The organism is Bradyrhizobium altum (genome assembly GCF_020889705.1).
In the GTDB taxonomy this organism is placed as follows: domain Bacteria; phylum Pseudomonadota; class Alphaproteobacteria; order Rhizobiales; family Xanthobacteraceae; genus Bradyrhizobium; species Bradyrhizobium altum.
The window spans coordinates 15,180-32,211 of sequence record NZ_JACMYP010000076.1; the positions used below are offsets into that span (position 1 = coordinate 15,180).

Annotated in this window: 14 protein-coding genes; 7 read left to right on the top strand and 7 right to left on the bottom strand. The window is 59.0% G+C overall.

Translation table 11 applies throughout. From position 1 onward, the window contains the following. Positions 1-210 precede the first annotated feature (210 nt). On the bottom strand, positions 211-954 hold the full coding sequence (locus tag H8B02_RS19880) for an OmpW/AlkL family protein (RefSeq protein ID WP_376711686.1): 744 nt from the start codon (positions 952-954) through the stop codon (positions 211-213). A 468-nt stretch (positions 955-1,422) separates the two neighbouring features. Beyond that, entirely contained in the window at positions 1,423-1,830 is a 408-nt protein-coding gene (locus tag H8B02_RS19885) for an ArsC/Spx/MgsR family protein (protein WP_229167783.1), read from the bottom strand. 859 nt (positions 1,831-2,689) lie between these two features. Between H8B02_RS19885 and nifH the strand changes: the two genes are divergently transcribed. From nifH to H8B02_RS19920, 7 genes are all read left to right on the top strand, one after another. After that, positions 2,690-3,574, top strand: coding sequence for a nitrogenase iron protein (nifH, locus tag H8B02_RS19890; RefSeq protein WP_229167784.1), 885 nt, complete (start codon positions 2,690-2,692; stop codon positions 3,572-3,574). A 141-nt stretch (positions 3,575-3,715) separates the two neighbouring features. Then, the gene (locus tag H8B02_RS19895) at positions 3,716-4,432 is read left to right on the top strand and encodes a nitrogen fixation protein NifQ (RefSeq protein WP_312001051.1); all 717 of its coding nucleotides are present in this window, start codon (positions 3,716-3,718) and stop codon (positions 4,430-4,432) included. 360 nt (positions 4,433-4,792) lie between these two features. Then, the gene (nifV, locus tag H8B02_RS19900) at positions 4,793-5,980 is read left to right on the top strand and encodes a homocitrate synthase (protein ID WP_229167785.1); all 1,188 of its coding nucleotides are present in this window, start codon (positions 4,793-4,795) and stop codon (positions 5,978-5,980) included. 184 nt (positions 5,981-6,164) lie between these two features. Further along, the gene (nifW, locus tag H8B02_RS19905; RefSeq protein ID WP_229167786.1) at positions 6,165-6,506 is read left to right on the top strand and encodes a nitrogenase stabilizing/protective protein NifW; all 342 of its coding nucleotides are present in this window, start codon (positions 6,165-6,167) and stop codon (positions 6,504-6,506) included. A gap of 944 nt (positions 6,507-7,450) precedes the next feature. Beyond that, on the top strand, positions 7,451-8,560 hold the full coding sequence (locus H8B02_RS19910; protein ID WP_229167787.1) for an electron transfer flavoprotein subunit alpha/FixB family protein: 1,110 nt from the start codon (positions 7,451-7,453) through the stop codon (positions 8,558-8,560). A 13-nt stretch (positions 8,561-8,573) separates the two neighbouring features. After that, positions 8,574-9,881, top strand: a complete 1,308-nt coding sequence (locus H8B02_RS19915) for an FAD-dependent monooxygenase (RefSeq protein WP_229167788.1) — start codon at positions 8,574-8,576, stop codon at positions 9,879-9,881. 39 nt (positions 9,882-9,920) lie between these two features. Next, entirely contained in the window at positions 9,921-10,217 is a 297-nt protein-coding gene (locus H8B02_RS19920; RefSeq protein ID WP_141341122.1) for a ferredoxin family protein, read from the top strand. Positions 10,218-10,442: 225 nt separating this feature from the next. Here H8B02_RS19920 and ahpD read toward each other — a convergent pair whose 3' ends face one another. From ahpD to H8B02_RS19945, 5 genes are all read right to left on the bottom strand, one after another. Then, positions 10,443-10,991 carry an alkylhydroperoxidase, AhpD family gene (ahpD, locus tag H8B02_RS19925; protein ID WP_229167789.1) on the bottom strand — a complete coding sequence of 183 codons (549 nt, stop codon included), beginning with the start codon at positions 10,989-10,991 and terminating at the stop codon, positions 10,443-10,445. 6 nt (positions 10,992-10,997) lie between these two features. After that, entirely contained in the window at positions 10,998-11,552 is a 555-nt protein-coding gene (locus H8B02_RS19930; RefSeq protein ID WP_229167790.1) for a peroxiredoxin, read from the bottom strand. 400 nt (positions 11,553-11,952) lie between these two features. Beyond that, positions 11,953-12,516 carry a DUF2478 domain-containing protein gene (locus H8B02_RS19935; protein ID WP_229167791.1) on the bottom strand — a complete coding sequence of 188 codons (564 nt, stop codon included), beginning with the start codon at positions 12,514-12,516 and terminating at the stop codon, positions 11,953-11,955. Next, positions 12,500-13,696 (bottom strand): molybdenum ABC transporter ATP-binding protein, encoded by a 1,197-nt coding sequence (gene modC, locus H8B02_RS19940; protein ID WP_376711687.1) that lies wholly within the window; start codon positions 13,694-13,696, stop codon positions 12,500-12,502. Before modC ends, H8B02_RS19935 begins: the two co-directional genes overlap by 17 nt. 28 nt (positions 13,697-13,724) lie before the next feature. Continuing rightward, the gene (locus H8B02_RS19945; protein WP_229167793.1) at positions 13,725-14,225 is read right to left on the bottom strand and encodes a hypothetical protein; all 501 of its coding nucleotides are present in this window, start codon (positions 14,223-14,225) and stop codon (positions 13,725-13,727) included. Between the last annotated feature and the right edge of the window lie 2,807 nt (positions 14,226-17,032).

Below are 17,032 nucleotides of genomic sequence, written 5' to 3' on the forward strand. Positions count from 1 at the left end.
GATCGCTACTGGCTCGGTCTGCGCGTGCTCCGTCACTTACCGCCACATCCGTGGCTCATAGCGAGAGCAATACCGCGAATGGTTCCCGCCTCCGGCGAGACGACGTGTCCTTTACACATCATCTCGCTCGCCGTCGCACTGCACTAAAGCGGGGAGACGCGCCCGACGACTCGGCGCGCCCGAGAAGTTCACTGAAGCGTGTTTCTAGCTTCAGAACTTGTAAGTGATGCCGCCGCTGACGAGCCATGGGTCGATATTGGCGCGGCCGGTGACAGCAATCGCATTGTTTACGGTCGCCGAATAATCCGGCCGCAACCACAACTTCTTCACGTCGAAGTTGAGGCCCCAATGGCGGTCAAGCATATAATCGAAGCCGAATTGGACCGCGGCGCCGAACTGGTTGCCGATGTGCAAATCCGTCACCGCAAGGCCGGCGAGCGACGTATTGGCTGCCGATTGGTTGAAAAATACGGTGTAGTTGATGCCCGCGCCTATGTAGGGCTTGAACGGGCCGAAATCGGTGAAGTGATATTGCAGAGTCAGGGTTGGCGGCAACAGCCAAACTTTGCCGATATCTAGGCCATTTAGCGTGCCGGTGCCACTAATGTGGTGACGGGCCACGCCGAGAATGAGTTCGGCGGCGATGTTATTTGTGAAGAAATAGGTGATATCGAGCTCCGGTACGACTTGGTCGCTGATCGATAGTCCGGAGGCGGGCGAGGACAGTGCCGGCGCCCCGGAGACATTGACGGAGCTTCCGGCGGTATCCGGCAAAACGCCAAGCACGCGCAGGCGGATCATCCACGGATTGAAGGGCTCGATTTGGGGTGCTTTGTAGTAGATCGGGGCCCGCGCCAGGTCCGCGGCCTGTACCGAGACGCTGGCCGACGGACTCGCGAGCGCAAGCAGCGATGCCGTTGTCAGAATTGCCTTTGTCCTCATCGAATTCTCCATTCCAAAGTTCGCACGAAGAGTCGCGCGAGGTCTCTGTCACACAGGGGGGCGGCGAAGGATTTGATGCTGATCAAAATGGCGGCGGACGTAGCGCAATCATGCAGCCGCGTTGCATAAGGATCACGGCCACGGAGCTTCGCAGTCTCTGTCCGGATCGTTATTCAGTTCAATGTCCTGTCTGAGCCGAATCTATTCAATAAACCGCGTATCGGCTTAACGCTCTGATCAAATCCAGGCAGGAATCATGCGCGACAAACGCGGTCGAACTGCGGCGCTTTCACACACCGCACGCGACGGAAAGGGTCGTATAAAAAACCGAGCAATCTGAGCGCCGCTGGTTACGAGGAGTCACGCACGCCGGCGTTCTCAGCGAACGTGCCGTCCGCCATTCTGAAAAGGGCGGAAGTGGGAGGATCGTTGTTCGCGTTGGTTGGCGGCATGGTAGTATGATCGATCGTATCCTCACATCTAAGGACAGCGCGTGCCCTGTTGTTCGTGGGAGCATCCCTCAAGATCATCTTGCGTGTCCCGGCCGAGCAGCGACAGAACGGGTTCATGATCGAAGCCGGCGCATCTTGCACCGTCGACGTTAATCAGCGGTCGTCTGATCAGGAGCGGATCTGCCAGCATCAACGCGAGTGCACTCGCTGCGTCGATTGTGTCAGGATTAATTTCCCCCGACTTGATACGAGGCGCGGCTCGGTTGAACCAGGATGCGATCGGCATACTGCGGAAGAAGCGTCGCAATTCCTCCGCAGCCCACGGCTCCTTCAATATATCTTTGGCTATCACGTCATGGCCCGCGGCCTTCAGCGCCAGCATCTGACGCGCATTGGCAACGCAGCCCGGCTTCTGATAAAAGAGGATCTTCGCCATGGTATACCTATGTGGGTACGCTGAGCTGAACGATCGGCGGCGATTCCGCTACGTCCGAGAGCGCATTTGACACTCTTGCGCACCATCACACGTCAGCGGCTTAAGCACCGTACCACGCGTACGCCGGCCTTAATGCCATCGACGGCCGTGATCTCCTAGGGTTGTTCGCAAACGAGCAAGATCCGAACAATCTAAGAAATTGAGCCGCTAACTCATCAACGAGCATCGGCCTCTTATGTCTCACAAACGAAGCGCGGAGCAGGACCTCAGTTCGCTTCGATCCGCAGGCGGCCCTGTAAGGCGTTTCTTGCTGCCTTTAAACTCATGCGCGTCGATCTGATCAGCTGGATCAAGTTGGGGGTTCGGCCGCACAATTGATCGCGTCATCCTCGACCACGAACCCTATCGCCGTGCCACTTGCCTTAGAGGTTTTGACCTCGACCTGGATCTCACTCGCCGCAAATTGCCGACCACCGGCTTGCAAGAACAGGAGCAAGTCCCGTTCCATAGAGGGCATTGGATCAGGTCATGCCAAGCTGCCGTTTTTCGGTTGATGGGTGTGGCCGTTGTTCGTTTTCTAACATCCGCGAAGATCCTGTCCGGTCCAAACGCCCTGGGGCTACTCAACGGACGGTTGGTTTTTTAGAACGCAATCAGACGCTTAATGAGCGCGGACAGCGTTGGCATGGCGGTTGCTATTAAGCGGCAGCAACACTGAGTGAGGGCTGAGTGCACGCCGACGCGTAAGACGAGCGATGCGCTCCTTCCCTTGAACCCGTGTGCCCCGTTTCTGAAAGAGAAACAAGCTCGCGTGTAGGAAGCACGCAACTTTTTGGCAAATCGGTTGATGGAGAACAACATGTCTTCACTGAGACAAATCGCGTTCTACGGAAAGGGCGGCATCGGCAAGTCGACCACTTCCCAGAACACATTGGCGGCACTGGCCGAAATGGGCCAGAAAATCCTGATCGTGGGATGCGATCCTAAGGCGGACTCGACCCGCCTGATCTTGCACGCCAAGGCGCAGGACACGATTTTGAGCCTTGCAGCGAGCGCCGGCAGCGTGGAGGACCTCGAACTCGAGGATGTGATGAAGGTCGGCTACAAGGACATCCGCTGCGTGGAGTCCGGTGGTCCTGAGCCGGGTGTCGGCTGCGCCGGCCGCGGCGTCATCACCTCGATCAATTTTCTGGAGGAGAACGGCGCCTATGAGAACATTGACTATGTCTCCTACGACGTGCTCGGCGACGTCGTTTGCGGTGGCTTCGCGATGCCAATCCGCGAGAACAAGGCGCAGGAAATCTATATCGTGATGTCTGGTGAAATGATGGCGATGTATGCCGCAAACAACATCTCCAAGGGCATCCTGAAATACGCCAACTCGGGCGGAGTGCGGCTGGGTGGCCTGGTCTGTAACGAGCGGCAGACCGATAAGGAACTGGAACTGGCGGAGGCGCTGGCCAAGAAACTAGGCACTCAGCTGATCTACTTCGTGCCGCGCGACAATGTGGTGCAGCATGCCGAGCTGCGGCGCATGACGGTGCTGGAGTATGCGCCCGAGTCGCAGCAGGCCGATCACTATCGCAATCTTGCGACCAAGGTTCACAACAATGGCGGCAAAGGCATCATTCCGACCCCGATCTCCATGGACGAGCTCGAGGACATGCTGATGGAGCATGGCATAATGACGCCCGTCGACGAATCCATCATCGGCAAGACCGCCGCCGAACTCGCGGTCTCATAAGGTCGCGGGTCGCGGCCTTGTGAAGGCGCGCGACGGATGCCGGTCTCCCCCACAGCCCCCATCCGGGGAGACCGGCATTCTGACGATCACCCGACCAGCCAGAATGGGCCGGGGCAAACGTTGTGGGAACCCAAAAACATCATGCCCGAAGCACGCTTCCTTCCGTTTATGGCTGCTTGCGCCGTCGATGCGAGCCGCGAGGTGCAGAGAGGAATTGCAACCTACCGAGCGCTCACTGGCGTGCCTCCTGAAGATGCCGATATTGCCACTGACAGCAATTTCGATCGCCACGTCCTAGCGTCTATTCTGGCGGCCGCCGCGATGGATGGTGGCCCGCTTCCCGAGAAGGCCGGCCTGTCCGGCCACGAGCTGGCGGGCCTGCTGCAGCACTACTTTCCGTCGGTTGAGGTCAAGATCTCGGAGCAGCTCCTGGCGTTTAAGTGCGATGAGAACGACGAGATCGCAATGGTGCGCGATCTCTTGCTCAAGCAACGCTCGACGGAAGGGCATATCGGGCGCTGGCTGGCCGCGATGATCGCGCGCCGCGCCATTGAGCCAGACCACCTGTGGGAAGATCTCGGATTACGCAATCGCGGCGAACTCTCTCGGCTGCTAAGCCGCCACTTCGCGCCGCTCGCCGCGCGCAATGTCAACAACATGCGCTGGAAGCGCTTCTTCTACCGCTCGCTGTGCGAGGATGAAGGACTAGTGATGTGCACAACGCCCGTTTGCACGCAATGTAACGACTTCAACCTCTGCTTCGGCGAAGAAAGCGGCGAAAGCCGTATGGCCGAGCGCCGGCGCGACTTTCTGTTGCAGGCGGCTGGCTCGATCGTCGGCGGCGACTGGCCCATCTGAGTTGCCACAAGAATCCGCGATCGCCGATCCGTCTGAGAAGACCATGCCGGTTCGCAGGAGGCGGAGGGCGCGGCTGATGCCGTTTCGATGCGAGCGCGACCAGGTGTCCAAGGCGGTGCCGGTCTCGAAGTGCTCGACAATTCTGACATCCGGCGCGCCGCGGGCGCACTAACGTTCGAGCTCGGCGTGGCAAGAGGCAGGATGAGGCGTCCGACTTCATGAGTAGTGTCGCGTTTGCGACAATTCCGGAAGGAGGATGAGAAAGGAAGCTTAGCTTCTTCAATGCGTTGCCAGGGATGGCGGGCTGGCATGCGGGTTGCTGAAGCGCATGGATCAAAAGCAATGAGGAGCCCTTTCGTGATGACCGCCACCACCACCGCCAAACCGTCTTGGCCCGAGCAGGCGCGCCCCAAGCCGATCGTGCTCAACGACACGACGCTACGCGACGGCGAGCAGGCGCCCGGCGTTGCGTTCACCACAGAGGAAAAGCTGGCGATCGCGCAGGCGCTGGCACGGGCCGGCGTGACGGAGATCGAGGCGGGAACGCCCGCGATGGGCAACGAGGAGGTCGCCGCCATCCGCGTCATTGTCGAAGCGGAGCTTCCGCTGACCACCATCGCCTGGTGCCGGATGCGGGAAGCAGACATCGACGCGGCGATCGAAGCGAAGGTGTCCATGGTCAATATGTCGATCCCGAGTTCCGATGTGCAGATTGCGGCCAAGCTTGGCGGCCGTCGCGATTTGGCGCTGGAGCAGGTCAAGCGAGTGGTAGGTTACGCCCGTGAGCGGGGACTTGATGTCGCCGTCGGTGGCGAGGACTCCTCCCGCGCCGACATCGATTTTCTCATCAGACTGATAGCAGCAGCAAAAGCGGCGGGAGCGCGTAGATTTCGTATTGCCGATACGCTCGGCGTGCTCGACCCGGACACAACCTTCGCGCTGGTCGGAAATTTGCGTGCGACCACGGATCTCGAACTCGAGTTTCACGGTCACGATGATCTTGGTCTTGCAACCGCCAATACGCTCTCCGCCATCAAGGCCGGCGCGAGCCACGCCTCGGTAACCGTTATCGGCCTCGGCGAGCGGGCCGGAAATGCACCGCTCGAGGAAGTCGCGGTCGCGCTCAAGCAGCTCTATAGGTACGAGACCGGCATCATACTGTCGGAGCTCGAGAACGTTGCTGCAGTGGTTGCAGCCGCAGCCGCACGTGCGATTCCTCTGAACAAGGCCATCGTCGGAGAACATGTGTTTACGCACGAATCGGGCATTCATGTGGATGGCCTTTTAAAGGATCAACGCACCTACCAGTCGCTTGATCCCGTTCTACTTGGACGCCGCAACCGCTTTGTGATCGGCAAGCATTCCGGGCTGTCGGCGATCACTGCGTTGCTCAATGAATTGCAGCTCGTCGCCAGCGCCGATCAGGCCAGACAGATCCTATCGCAAGTCCGCAAGCATGCCATCGAGCACAAGCTGCCGGTCGAGCGCGAAACGGTGGCGACGATCTGGCGCGATGTGTGCGGATGCTTGGCGACCCACCCCGCGTGAAGAAAGTGCCCAGCAACGTCTGGGGAGACCATTCAAAAACCAAGCGCGCGAGGACGGAATCGTTGATCGGCGGCAACGATGGCCTGCCTCCGCATGGTTGCGCGACGTGAAGGCCGCAGCAGGATCACCGGACGCTGCTCCATTTCGCCGACCGTCCACCCGCTGATTCAAAGGAGATTTTTCGATGAGTAACTCGCACCCAGCAGCCAGTATCCTGGATCGGCTCAGCAAGGCTTCGTCGGCGGAAGAGTTTTTTTCACTGCTGGGCGTCAAGTACGACCCCAGGATCGTCGATGTCGCGCGCCTTCACATCCTAAAGCGCATGGGACAATATTTTGCCAATGAGCAATTCGCCGGTGTCGCAGAGCCGGACATCAGAGCTCGTTGCAAAGCGATGCTGGAGCAGGCCTATGCCGACTTCGTGGCATCGTCGCCAATCGAGCAGCGGGTGTTTAAGGTTCTGAAGGATGCCGTCACAGACCGTGGCAAGCCGGCGGCCTTTGTCCCATTGAGCGAGCTGAAGTGATCTTACGCTGACGGATCCTCGTGCAGGCTTCGTCTTCTTCCATCAACTCTCTCCGCCAGGACTCGCGCGGCGCTGTCGTATTCCCGACCCATGTCCGAACTGGTCGTGTCCTGGGATTAGCAGCCGTTCCAAGTGTCTCACAAGTTATTGGTCTCGCCTGATTTACTTGGTTCTTGCAACTGGTACGACACTTGCTGTTGTCGTGTCGATCCGGTCCTGTGCAGACAAATGGTAGCCGTCCGAAATGAGATTTGAAGGAAGACCTTTTACGTTACGTCTACTGCCTGCCGAGTTGCGCGGCATCATCTCGTGGCTCACGCTCGCGCAGTGCCATCCGAGATGGCTTTTGATTCGATTAAAGCCACTATCGAGCCCGCGAGGGCGGCCAACGGGTAAGTCGCCCGTCCGCGCTTCACTTGGGAAGCGTATGCACATCTTCGTCCGCATCAGGCGGGCGCCCGCTTGTGCGCGAATCTACATTTATCCCAGGGCTGATAGCAACATGCGCCAGAAAGAGCGGACAACGTCGGCCCACGCGAGTCATCAGCGCTGGCGGCCGAGCACTCATCGCATGATAGCGCGGTGGCAAGATCACCCGGGGCGTTACAGCCGATGTGGAGCGCTAAACCGAAAGCGAGGTGCTGCTCTTGCGAAGCAAGTGGAGCCGCGTACTCAAGCATGGAGAGGGTCAACGAGGGTGATCGCAGCGGCCTGGCCGCCTCGCTGGCGCTTGTCGAACGGAGCGCGCAGGAAGCGTGTCTCCGGCCCCTCTCGCTCTGTGCGTTCGCCCGGGGCGACGCCTCTCGTTGTGCGGTCGGGCCACACCGAGCAGGCGGGACCACCGAGCAGCTGGCCATCTGCTGAGCAAAAGTGATCTTCAGCCAACCGAAGTGGAAACCAATCCTGCGGCGCGGGCGCGCGCACTATTGAGGGGAATTTAAAACATGAGCAATGTCACCAAAACGGCCGCGCCGGCGGCGGCCGGCCGCGCCGCGGCCAAAAAGGAACTGCCGGAGCACTTTAAGGCCTACAAGCATGTCTGGGTTTTCGTCGAGCAGGAGCGTGGCCAGGTGCATCCGGTCTCCTGGGAGCTCATGGGGGCGGGGCGCAGACTTGCCGACAGGCTGAAGGTGAACCTCGCCGCGGTCGTTATCGGTCCGGAGGGGCAGCCGACGCGTAACGCCGCACTTGAATCCTTTTGCTATGGCGCCGATCTGGCCTATCTCGTGAGCGATAATGTTTTGTCGGATTACCGAAATGAATCCTATACCAAAGCGCTAACCGAACTCGTCAACACCTACAAGCCTGAAATCCTGCTGCTGGGCGCGACGACACTCGGTCGCGATCTTGCAGGTTCGGTGGCGACCACCTTGTCGACGGGGCTCACCGCCGACTGCACAGCGCTCGACGTCGACGCCGATGGGTCGCTTGCGGCGACGCGTCCGACCTTTGGCGGCTCGCTGCTGTGCACGATTTATACTTTGAACTACCGTCCGCAGATGGCAACCGTCCGGCCGCGCGTCATGCCGATGCCGGAGCGTGTCGTACGCGACGCCGCTCGTATCATCATCCATCCGCTTGGCCTTGTCGAAGACGATATCGTCACGAAAGTGCTGACGTTCATTCCCGATCGCGATTCCGAAACGTCAAATCTGGCTTATGCCGATGTCGTCGTCGCCGGCGGCTTGGGACTGGGATCGCCCGAGAATTTTCGGCTGGTGCGCGAGCTAGCAACTCTTCTTGGCGCCGAGTACGGTTGCTCGCGTCCTCTGGTGCAAAAAGGATGGGTGACGTCTGACCGGCAGATCGGCCAGACCGGCAAGACTATCCGGCCAAAGCTCTATATTGCCGCCGGTATTTCCGGCGCAATCCAGCACAGGGTCGGCGTGGAGGGGGCGGACCTGATCGTCGCGATCAATACCGACAAGGACGCGCCGATCTTCGACTTCGCTCATGTCGCGATCGTCAGTGATGCCATGCAGCTGCTCCCGTCGCTGACGGCCGCATTTCGTGCCAGGCTCTTGCCGCATTCGCGCGCCCAGCTGGCGGTCTAGAGGAGATGATGTGATGATTGAAGAGAGGTTCGATGCGATCGTAGTCGGAGCCGGTATGGCCGGCAACGCGGCGGCGTTGACAATGGCCAAGCACGGCATGAATGTGCTGCAGCTCGAGCGGGGCGAATATTCCGGATCGAAGAATGTGCAGGGCGCGATCCTCTATGCCGACATGATGGAAAAGCTGATCCCCGAGTTTCGCGAGGAGGCGCCGCTCGAACGCCATCTGGTCGAACAACGGTTCTGGATGATGGACGATCGCTCCCATGTCGGCATGCACTACCGCTCGGATGACTTCAACGAGGAGCGGCCGAACCGATACACGATCATACGCGCGCAGTTTGACAAATGGTTCTCCTCGAAGGTGCGGGAGGCCGGCGCGACGGTGCTGTGCGAGACGACAGTCACGGAGCTCGTACGGGACCACCACGAGAGGATCGTCGGAGTTCGTACGGATCGCCGCGACGGCGAAATACACGCCGACGTCGTCGTGCTGGCCGAGGGGGTCAATGGTCTCCTCGGGACACGGGCGGGGCTGCGCCCGCGGCCGACACCCGATAATGTCGCGCTCGCAGTGAAGGAAATGCACTTTTTGCCTCGCGAGACGATCGAGGCGCGTTTCAATCTTAAGGGCGACGAAGGCGTCGTGATCGAGGCTGCCGGTACCATTTCCCGCGGCATGACCGGAATGGGTTTCATCTATGCCAACAAGGAGTGCATTTCGCTCGGCATCGGCTGCCTCGTCGCCGATTTCCAGCGAACCGGCCAGACACCCTACGGCATGCTCGATCATTTCAAGCAGCATCCGTCCGTGGCGCCGCTGATAGCAGGTTCCGAAGTCAAGGAATATGCGGCGCATCTCATTCCTGAAGGCGGGTACAAAGCAATCCCGCAGCTCTACGGTGATGGTTGGGTGGTGGTGGGGGATGCGGCACAGCTCAACAATGCCATTCATCGCGAAGGCTCCAATCTTGCGATGACCTCAGGCCGCATCGCGGCCGAAGCGATCGCCCAGGTCAAATCGCGCCGGGAGCCGATGACCGCAAAAAATCTGTTGCTCTACAAGGAGATGCTGGACGAGTCCTTCGTCATCAAAGACCTCAAGAAGTACAAAGACATGCCGACGCTGATGCACACCCATTCGCAAAACTTCTTTCTTACCTATCCGCAGCTTATCTCCAAGGCGCTTCAGAACTTTGTACGCGTCGACGGTACGCCGAAGGTTGAGAAGGAGAAGGCGACCCTGAAATCCTTCGTCAAGGCGCGGTCATGGACAGGTCTGTTCGGAGATGCGTGCCGTTTTGCCAGGGCCTGGCGCTGACCGGCAACGGTGTGAAATCGAGCAATGGAAGGTCAAAGAATGAATGTCGAGCCCTCAGTGCGCGTCGAAGACAAGCTGTACTACAACCGCTATCTTGTCGATGTCGGTCGCCCTCACGTCACCGTGCGCGCGCACACGACGCCGTCGCCGCAGCTACTCGCGCTTTTGAAAGCCTGCCCTGCGCGATGCTACGAACTCAACGACAACGGCCAAGTTGAGATAACCGTCGACGGCTGCATCGAGTGCGGCACCTGCCGCGTGATCGCTGAACCCACCGGCGACATCAAATGGAGCCATCCGCGCGGTGGGTACGGCGTGCTGTTCAAGTTTGGGTGAGAGTGCAACGAAAGGCCGCGGTGAGATCGCCATCACAAGGAGGATCTCACCGCCTTTGTGGCGCATTCTGGCTCGTCTGCACTTAAGGTGAAATTCAAACGAGGCAACCGAGGGGACGCCCGCAAGACTCAGCTTGAGGATATCATTCGCTTGGGATGCCGAGGATTGGTCGTGCCGCAACGGAGTGGCGCCATAAGCGGTGTCGATCCGACGGCGCAAAGGAAATCAGCCCGTCGGCTTGGACGGGGCGCGCCCGGCGGCCTCGATCGCAACCGCCACTGATTGCACAATCGCAGCAAAGCGCACAGCAGTCTGGATCACTCCGGAACTGACGCCCTCAGCCCGCAGCGTCTTCTCGTGCGCTTCGATACAGGCACCGCAGCCATTTATGGCCGAGACCGCCAGCGACCACAGCTCGAAATCGGACTTATCCACGCCAGGATTGCCGATCACGTTCATGCGCAATCGTGGCGGCATGGTCTTATATTCCGGGTCGGACGCGAGGTGAACGAATCGGTAGTAGACATTGTTCATCGCCATCACAGAGGCTGCGGATTTCGCTGCGGCGATCGCCACGGGCGTCATCACGGCTGCTGCTGCCGCTTCGATCACGGCAATCAGGGCTGAATTGCGAGTGGCAATCGCGCTCGCCAGCAGCAGGCCGTATTGTCGCTGCTGCGACAGCGTATCATCGGCCAGCAAGGACGCCAGGTTAAGTCTGACGTCCTTGGCGAAATCGGGAATCGTCTCATTCAACTGCTCAATCGATGACATGCTGCCTCACGCAACCTTCAGGGTTTCGCCGCCGACTTCGCGGTTGCAGGGACAGAGTTCGTCGGTTTGCAGTGCGTCCAGAACGCGGAGCGTGTCCTTGGGGCTACGCCCGACATTGAGATTGGTCGCATAGACGTGTTGGATTGTGTTGCCGGGGTCGACGATAAAGGTGTAGCGATAGGCAACGCCCTCGGGCGAACGTACGCCGAGGCCATCGACTAAGGTTCCCTTTGTGTCGGCAAACTGCCAAATCGGCAGGTTGTGCAGGTCTGCATGCGAGCGCCGCCAGGCGAGCTTGCAGAACTCATTGTCAGTCGAGCCACCCAGTACCACAGCATCGCGATCAGCGAATTCCTTGGATAGCCGGCCGAACTCGACGATCTCGGTCGGACAGACGAAGGTAAAATCCTTGGGGTAGAAAAAGATGATCTTCCATTTTTCTGGGAAGCTCGTTTCGGTGAGCGTCTCGAACGCGCTGTGTCCTTCTTGTTCCTGCGCCTGAAAGCCGGGCTTCACGCCTGTGATTTCGAACGGCGGCAACTGACTTCCAATTCCGAGCATGCTGACCTCACAAGTTTGCTTTGCCTAAGTTGTGCAGTCACCGGTGAAGCAAGCTACATGCCATCCGTTCTCAAGATCGGATTGTCGCAACTAAGCTAACGAGCGGCTTGGCTGCAGGCATTGATCTTGAGATCTGATGTCTATCACATCCACCTCCAATCATGCGGCTTGGATACCCGATGCTCTTGAAGCGCTGTTGAAAAACGGGCACTTGCCGACCAAGAATGGACCCTTGGCGCCCTCGCAGAGCATCATGGTAACTCACGGTGTGAAACGGACGCCGAAGCTAAGGCTCTTTCGTAGCCTGCGAAAGAAGCCGGGCCGGCGATTTCGGAGGCAACGTCCCTGATATTCTCGCAGCCGTCATCAAGCTGTCTGGCATCATCGTCCCCAAATAGCCTCAGCTGGGACTGTAGGCACGGCTGCGCGCCAGGCGCGTGGAGATGTCGCGCCACCATTTCTCCACAGCTAAAGGATCGCAAAGCAGCAGCGTGCCAACATCACCAGTAAAAGTTCGCCAGTCGGCAAGACATTTCCTTGGAACGGCTGTCAGAAGTGGCACACCCCGGGTGATCGCGTTAACGAGTTCAGCGCGCAGGCCGCGGCCAACCGCTTCTTGTTTGGCGAATTTGCTGATCACGAGGAGATCGAGTTTGTCGCGAAGCGCCCGGGAAACGATAGCGGCGGCCTCGGCCAGTCCATGCACATCGAGCCGACAGGACGTAGCTCCGCTACCGAGTGGCTGGGAAATCGAGATCTCTTGCCCAGTTGCAACGTCGACTGCGAGCATGGAGTGCGGGCCGTTTGCGTCCTTCAAGTGTCGCTGCACGATGCCACCGACGTGCACGCCTTGCCGCGCGAGATCCTGGGCGAAATCGGCAAGCAGCTTATCGACGTCATCTTTTGGCTGGTAGAAAATTGCCGCCACATCATTTGGATCGATATCATCAAGATGGTCGATCATGGCCGTGCCCCAATTTCTGTTCGCTTCTCGTGTCGGCGCCTAGCTGTCGAACGTCTCGTACTGGTGTGGATGGCGTTGTGAGCAATCGTTCGGGGTGCGCGACCGGCAAGGCCCGGGCGACCTCGGCGAACACGTCCGTTCCATTGCCAAGCCCTAGCTCATCAAAGGAACGGCGCGTGATGCGGGCCAAAAGCGGCACGCCCGAACGGCCAGTTTCGAGAGCGAGAACCAAGGTGACATGAGCTTCGTCGAACGGCAGAGAGGCTTTGATGCGTGCCGGAAAAACATTGAGGATCGAGCTCGCGCGCGGTGGTTCGCGCGCAATGCTGACATCGCCGGCTGCGATGCGCAGCCGTAGCTGCGCGCCTGGTCTGAGCGGTGCTCCAGGTATCAACAGACGCGCCCCCTTGAGGCGGAGGATGATCAGCCCATAGCGCCCGTCATAGCCGCCGACTACGGTGTCGACGCAGACAGCCGCGTCGCCTCGAGCAGCAAGCGCTGGATCGCTCTGGACGACATGCAGCGGCCCAGCCGCGGTCACAATGCCATCTTTCATCATGACGAGATGGTCGGCAAAGCGCTCGATGTCAGCCATGTCGTGGCAGATATAGATCATCGGCAACGTGAGCTCGTCACGCATGCGCTCGATAAACGGCAGAATCTCTCGCTTGGCGGCCCGGTCGAGCACAATGAGCGGGTCGTCCAGCAGAAGTAGCCGAGGTTGGGACAACAGCGCGCTGCCAAGGGCAAGTCGCTGTCGCTCGGCGCCAGAAAGATATGACGGCGCACGGTCAAGCAGCGGTGCCAGGTCGAGCAAGTCGACGACGCCATCAAGGTCAATCAGTGACACGTTCGATTTTGACGCGTTGTACAGAAGGGTGCGCCTGACGGACAAATGAGAGAAAAGAATTGGTCGCTGGAATACATATGCGACAGGACGCAGATGAGGCGGCCGAAACGTCGTTTCGTCCTGCCAAATTTCACCATCGACGCCGCAGAATCCACTCGGCAGACGCTGGATGCCGGCAATGCAGCGCGCGAGTGTCGTCTTGCCGCACCCTGGAGGACCGAAGACGGCCGTGACACCTTTGGCTGGGGCGCTGAATTGCGCATCCAGCGGGATCCCCGCGATAGCGCCGTTGAAGGCGACTTCTATATAGCCCGGTTTTGCTTCTCTCACGTGCCCGCGCCTATGCTGCATCTTTCCATCAAATCACGACGAGAATGATGATCGCAAAGGCGATGATCACCATGCCGCCCACAATCCAGTCTGTTTCGCTCCAGCGCGGCGTTTCCGCCTCGAGGAGGCCAAAAGGTGCGGCGGCAGCATTGCAGATCGACGGTGTTACGACGGCCGGCATCTTGAGCATCTCCCTGTCATCGAGGATCGTTGCAATCGAACGCTGCCGGAAGCGCTTACCGATCACACATGCAAGGCGGGCGTCCGGTATCGCGGAATCCTCAGCCAGCTTGGCCGGATTCAGTTCGTCCGCCGGCTGGACTGGCGCGGCTTGCGTCGTTTGGCTGTAGACGCGTCGGCTATCCCCAGAGCTTGAGACCGCCTCATGGCAGGCGATCCGCTCGAACGGCGCCACAACGCTGGTGGCCGATGTGAAGTGTGCGCCGACGCCAGTATTCATGCCTTCTGCGACTTCAGGTGCAAGCAGCATCAAAGCCAGGTCGAATAGAATCAATCGAAAAAGCCTCATTGGGACTCCGAAGATGGTCCGCCGCGGTCGCTTTACTCGCGGTAGCTCCTTGCTCCTCACCAGCAATCTGCGTGCCGGTTAATAGCATGGTGCGGGGAAGGCTTCGTTCATGGTGATGCTCGTATGGGTCCCCACCCCGCGTGTGGAATCGCCTCATCGTGTCGTCGAGTTTCAGACGTCCGCGTCGCGAACCGGCCATCCAGGCGGGACGGGATGAAAGCTGAAGACGATACTGTCGGCTCTTGCAGCGAGAATGGGTTGGAGAGGCCACGACTATGACGTTCGCCCCTCATGCAGAGGTCGGCACTAGGATTTGTCGTCCGGCTGTTCTGCGCCGACGAAAGGGGGCTCTCATTGGCCTCATTTGGCCACTTAGCTAGAAGTTTAGTTATCTCTTGGACGGACATTTCAAGGATGCGCGTTATCGTAAACTCATGAGCATCACGATCTAGCCCTCGTCCACAGCCTTCGCGATCTTCCTTGCAGTTCTGAGGGCGCACTCAATGCGAATTCACAATTGATCTCCTGATCTCATCACCAGCACGCTGGCGGTTTCGCCTGCGAACAATCGCTTGCGCCAGCTACCTGGACCGCTCTCGCGTCCTGATACGGGCGCACATAGGAGAGGCCATGACTATCGCCCCAGTGCGCATCAGCGCACCGCAGTCGCCGTATCGAGATTGCGACATCGCAGTCTTGGACGAAGCGGACCCGACGGCGCCGGCAGGGTCATCTGCACTGATGTCGACACGGGCTTGATCGTCGGCAGCCCGTCAATTGCGCCGGACCGCCGGGACAGTCAACAAAGTGTCAACGCAGACGAGGTCATCCATCTGATCGGCGGCACCTACCGCCTGGCGTCGATAGCCGTCGAGATCGGGGCGCGCGATCTGGCGAGGCAGAGCCGTCGGGTATCTGATGAACTGCGGCTACGCCGGCGTTTGTGGCGAAGAAAGAGGCGCGCGTCGCGTTGTTAGCTCTCACGGCGCATCCATTTTGAACATGCGGTGCTCGCTCGCGGACTGGCTCGCAGCAGTGCGGTGCCGCGCTAGAGGAGCTGGACCGTTGATTTATCGGCTCGAACCTTTGGGATCAAGCGACCGTCCCACACGCGACAATCACTACCCTGAAGGTCTACGATTCGAACCTATGGGCAAGTCGTAAAGCTGCCGGTCCCGCAATTTCGAGCGTGCAGGCTTGCAACCTAGGTCGGACACCCAACAAAAAGAACAGCGTCGACGCAATTCGTCCCGTGATCGACGCGACGCGATCATTTGCCCTTGCGAAGCCTTCAACAATTGCGTTGCGCTCCAGCGTAGCCGAGCAGCTATCGGCCAGCGTTGGATCACGTTCCGTCCGCGCTGCCGCCGGTGAAACGTGTAATTGTCGAGCAGCTCTCCTTACTGTCTCCCATCAAGATGCGGATATTCCCATCTTGGAGCGTATTGGCACTTGTTCGACGAGCAAAAGTGCTTGAATCGATCGTAGCGTCAGGTTGTAGGCAGTGCCAAGCAGGATCAATCGCCTTCAGAACTGTCACGTTGGGAACTAGCGTCGCGAATGTAGACCTAAACACAGTCCCTAAAATGGGCTGCGCCCGCTGCAAATGCAGCCAGCCTGTGTTGTGCGTTGGTCTTGGCAGCAAGGTCTGGCGCGCGATGCAACGATGATTCCGGAAGTATTGAAACAAAGACGCCCGAATCGGCAGTGACACGACCGCTCCTGCCGATGCGGCTACCTGCTTTCCTAAATAGATGATACTCGCGGGGCAAAGAACAATAGTGAAGGGTATGCAGCTTAAGAGAGGTTTGTTCAGGCAAAAGCGACGAACGGGTTGGACTTACCGTGCGCCTCGCGATGTAACCGCCCTTGTTGTGATTGCGATCGCAGCGACGTGGTGCACGGGATACGCTCGGGCGCGAGAACGAAGATCAGAAGAGATATTGACGTCTTGCAGACCAGACGTGATACGCTTCTGTGACCACTTTACAGGGCGTGGCGATGTGGACGCGGCCATGTTTTGTCTGAGGGACAATTTTAAGGACTTGCGTGTCGAATGCCGCCGGGTGATGCCAACCGCGGCGGAGAGAAGGGGCGGGTCGAAAAAACGAGGCGTCAACAACGGTCCGATCCTGCATCGGGAGTGAGACGCCCGAGCGGGGGACTTCTTAAGCAGGAGAAGCTGCTCGCATCAGCCACCGATCGAGTTCCCGAAGGCGCCGGTTGATGCCGTTGCGGCGTTCTCAACGAGCGTTTCAGTGGATTCACTTGGACCGATCGGACTGCTTTTGGTTGAGTTCACCCCAGAACTCAAGACGAGAGGAAATGCGGTCGTCAAGAGCCGTTCAAAGGCGGAAAGCTGTTCAAGCAGACGCTTCTCAACGGCCTCACTCTCCTCGCGAGGCAGTTCGGTCTTAAGCAACCTACGACAGCGCCAAATCTCGTTTCGTATCCATCTGATTTCACTTAATCTATCGTCAATCGAACTCATCGCAGATGCAGGTTCACTTGGGCGTTGGAAGTACGGCGCGTACGCCTCAACATTGCGTAATTGCTCGTTCCGCATTCATGCCGATGGAGTTACGCCTGAAAACGTGCGACTCGCCCCCATTGCCCGGCGGATGTGGCGAGCGGTTCGATGTATTCAAGGCTCTTATCAACCGATATCACCTTAGGCTGGGCGTGCGACCGAAATTTGCTGCGGATCACTGCGAGTTTTCGGCGCCACGATCATGTGAGTTGCGGAATTCCTGCGCTCCACAGGGGTGACCGGCGTGCAGTCATATACGAACTCAGAGCGGCAGCTT

What these genes read in the sequence shown, in the direction of transcription:
- H8B02_RS19910 (WP_229167787.1), top strand. Translation starts at nt 7,451, where the DNA reads ATGAGCAATGTCACCAAAACGGCCGCGCCGGCGGCGGCCGGCCGCGCC.
- H8B02_RS19930 (WP_229167790.1), bottom strand. Translation starts at nt 11,552, where the DNA reads ATGCTCGGAATTGGAAGTCAGTTGCCGCCGTTCGAAATCACAGGCGTG.
- H8B02_RS19945 (WP_229167793.1), bottom strand. Translation starts at nt 14,225, where the DNA reads ATGAGGCTTTTTCGATTGATTCTATTCGACCTGGCTTTGATGCTGCTT.
- H8B02_RS19895 (WP_312001051.1), top strand. Translation starts at nt 3,716, where the DNA reads ATGCCCGAAGCACGCTTCCTTCCGTTTATGGCTGCTTGCGCCGTCGAT.
- H8B02_RS19915 (WP_229167788.1), top strand. Translation starts at nt 8,574, where the DNA reads ATGATTGAAGAGAGGTTCGATGCGATCGTAGTCGGAGCCGGTATGGCC.
- H8B02_RS19885 (WP_229167783.1), bottom strand. Translation starts at nt 1,830, where the DNA reads ATGGCGAAGATCCTCTTTTATCAGAAGCCGGGCTGCGTTGCCAATGCG.
- nifW (WP_229167786.1), top strand. Translation starts at nt 6,165, where the DNA reads ATGAGTAACTCGCACCCAGCAGCCAGTATCCTGGATCGGCTCAGCAAG.
- ahpD (WP_229167789.1), bottom strand. Translation starts at nt 10,991, where the DNA reads ATGTCATCGATTGAGCAGTTGAATGAGACGATTCCCGATTTCGCCAAG.
- nifV (WP_229167785.1), top strand. Translation starts at nt 4,793, where the DNA reads ATGACCGCCACCACCACCGCCAAACCGTCTTGGCCCGAGCAGGCGCGC.
- H8B02_RS19935 (WP_229167791.1), bottom strand. Translation starts at nt 12,516, where the DNA reads ATGATCGACCATCTTGATGATATCGATCCAAATGATGTGGCGGCAATT.
- nifH (WP_229167784.1), top strand. Translation starts at nt 2,690, where the DNA reads ATGTCTTCACTGAGACAAATCGCGTTCTACGGAAAGGGCGGCATCGGC.
- H8B02_RS19880 (WP_376711686.1), bottom strand. Translation starts at nt 954, where the DNA reads ATGGAGAATTCGATGAGGACAAAGGCAATTCTGACAACGGCATCGCTG.
- H8B02_RS19920 (WP_141341122.1), top strand. Translation starts at nt 9,921, where the DNA reads ATGAATGTCGAGCCCTCAGTGCGCGTCGAAGACAAGCTGTACTACAAC.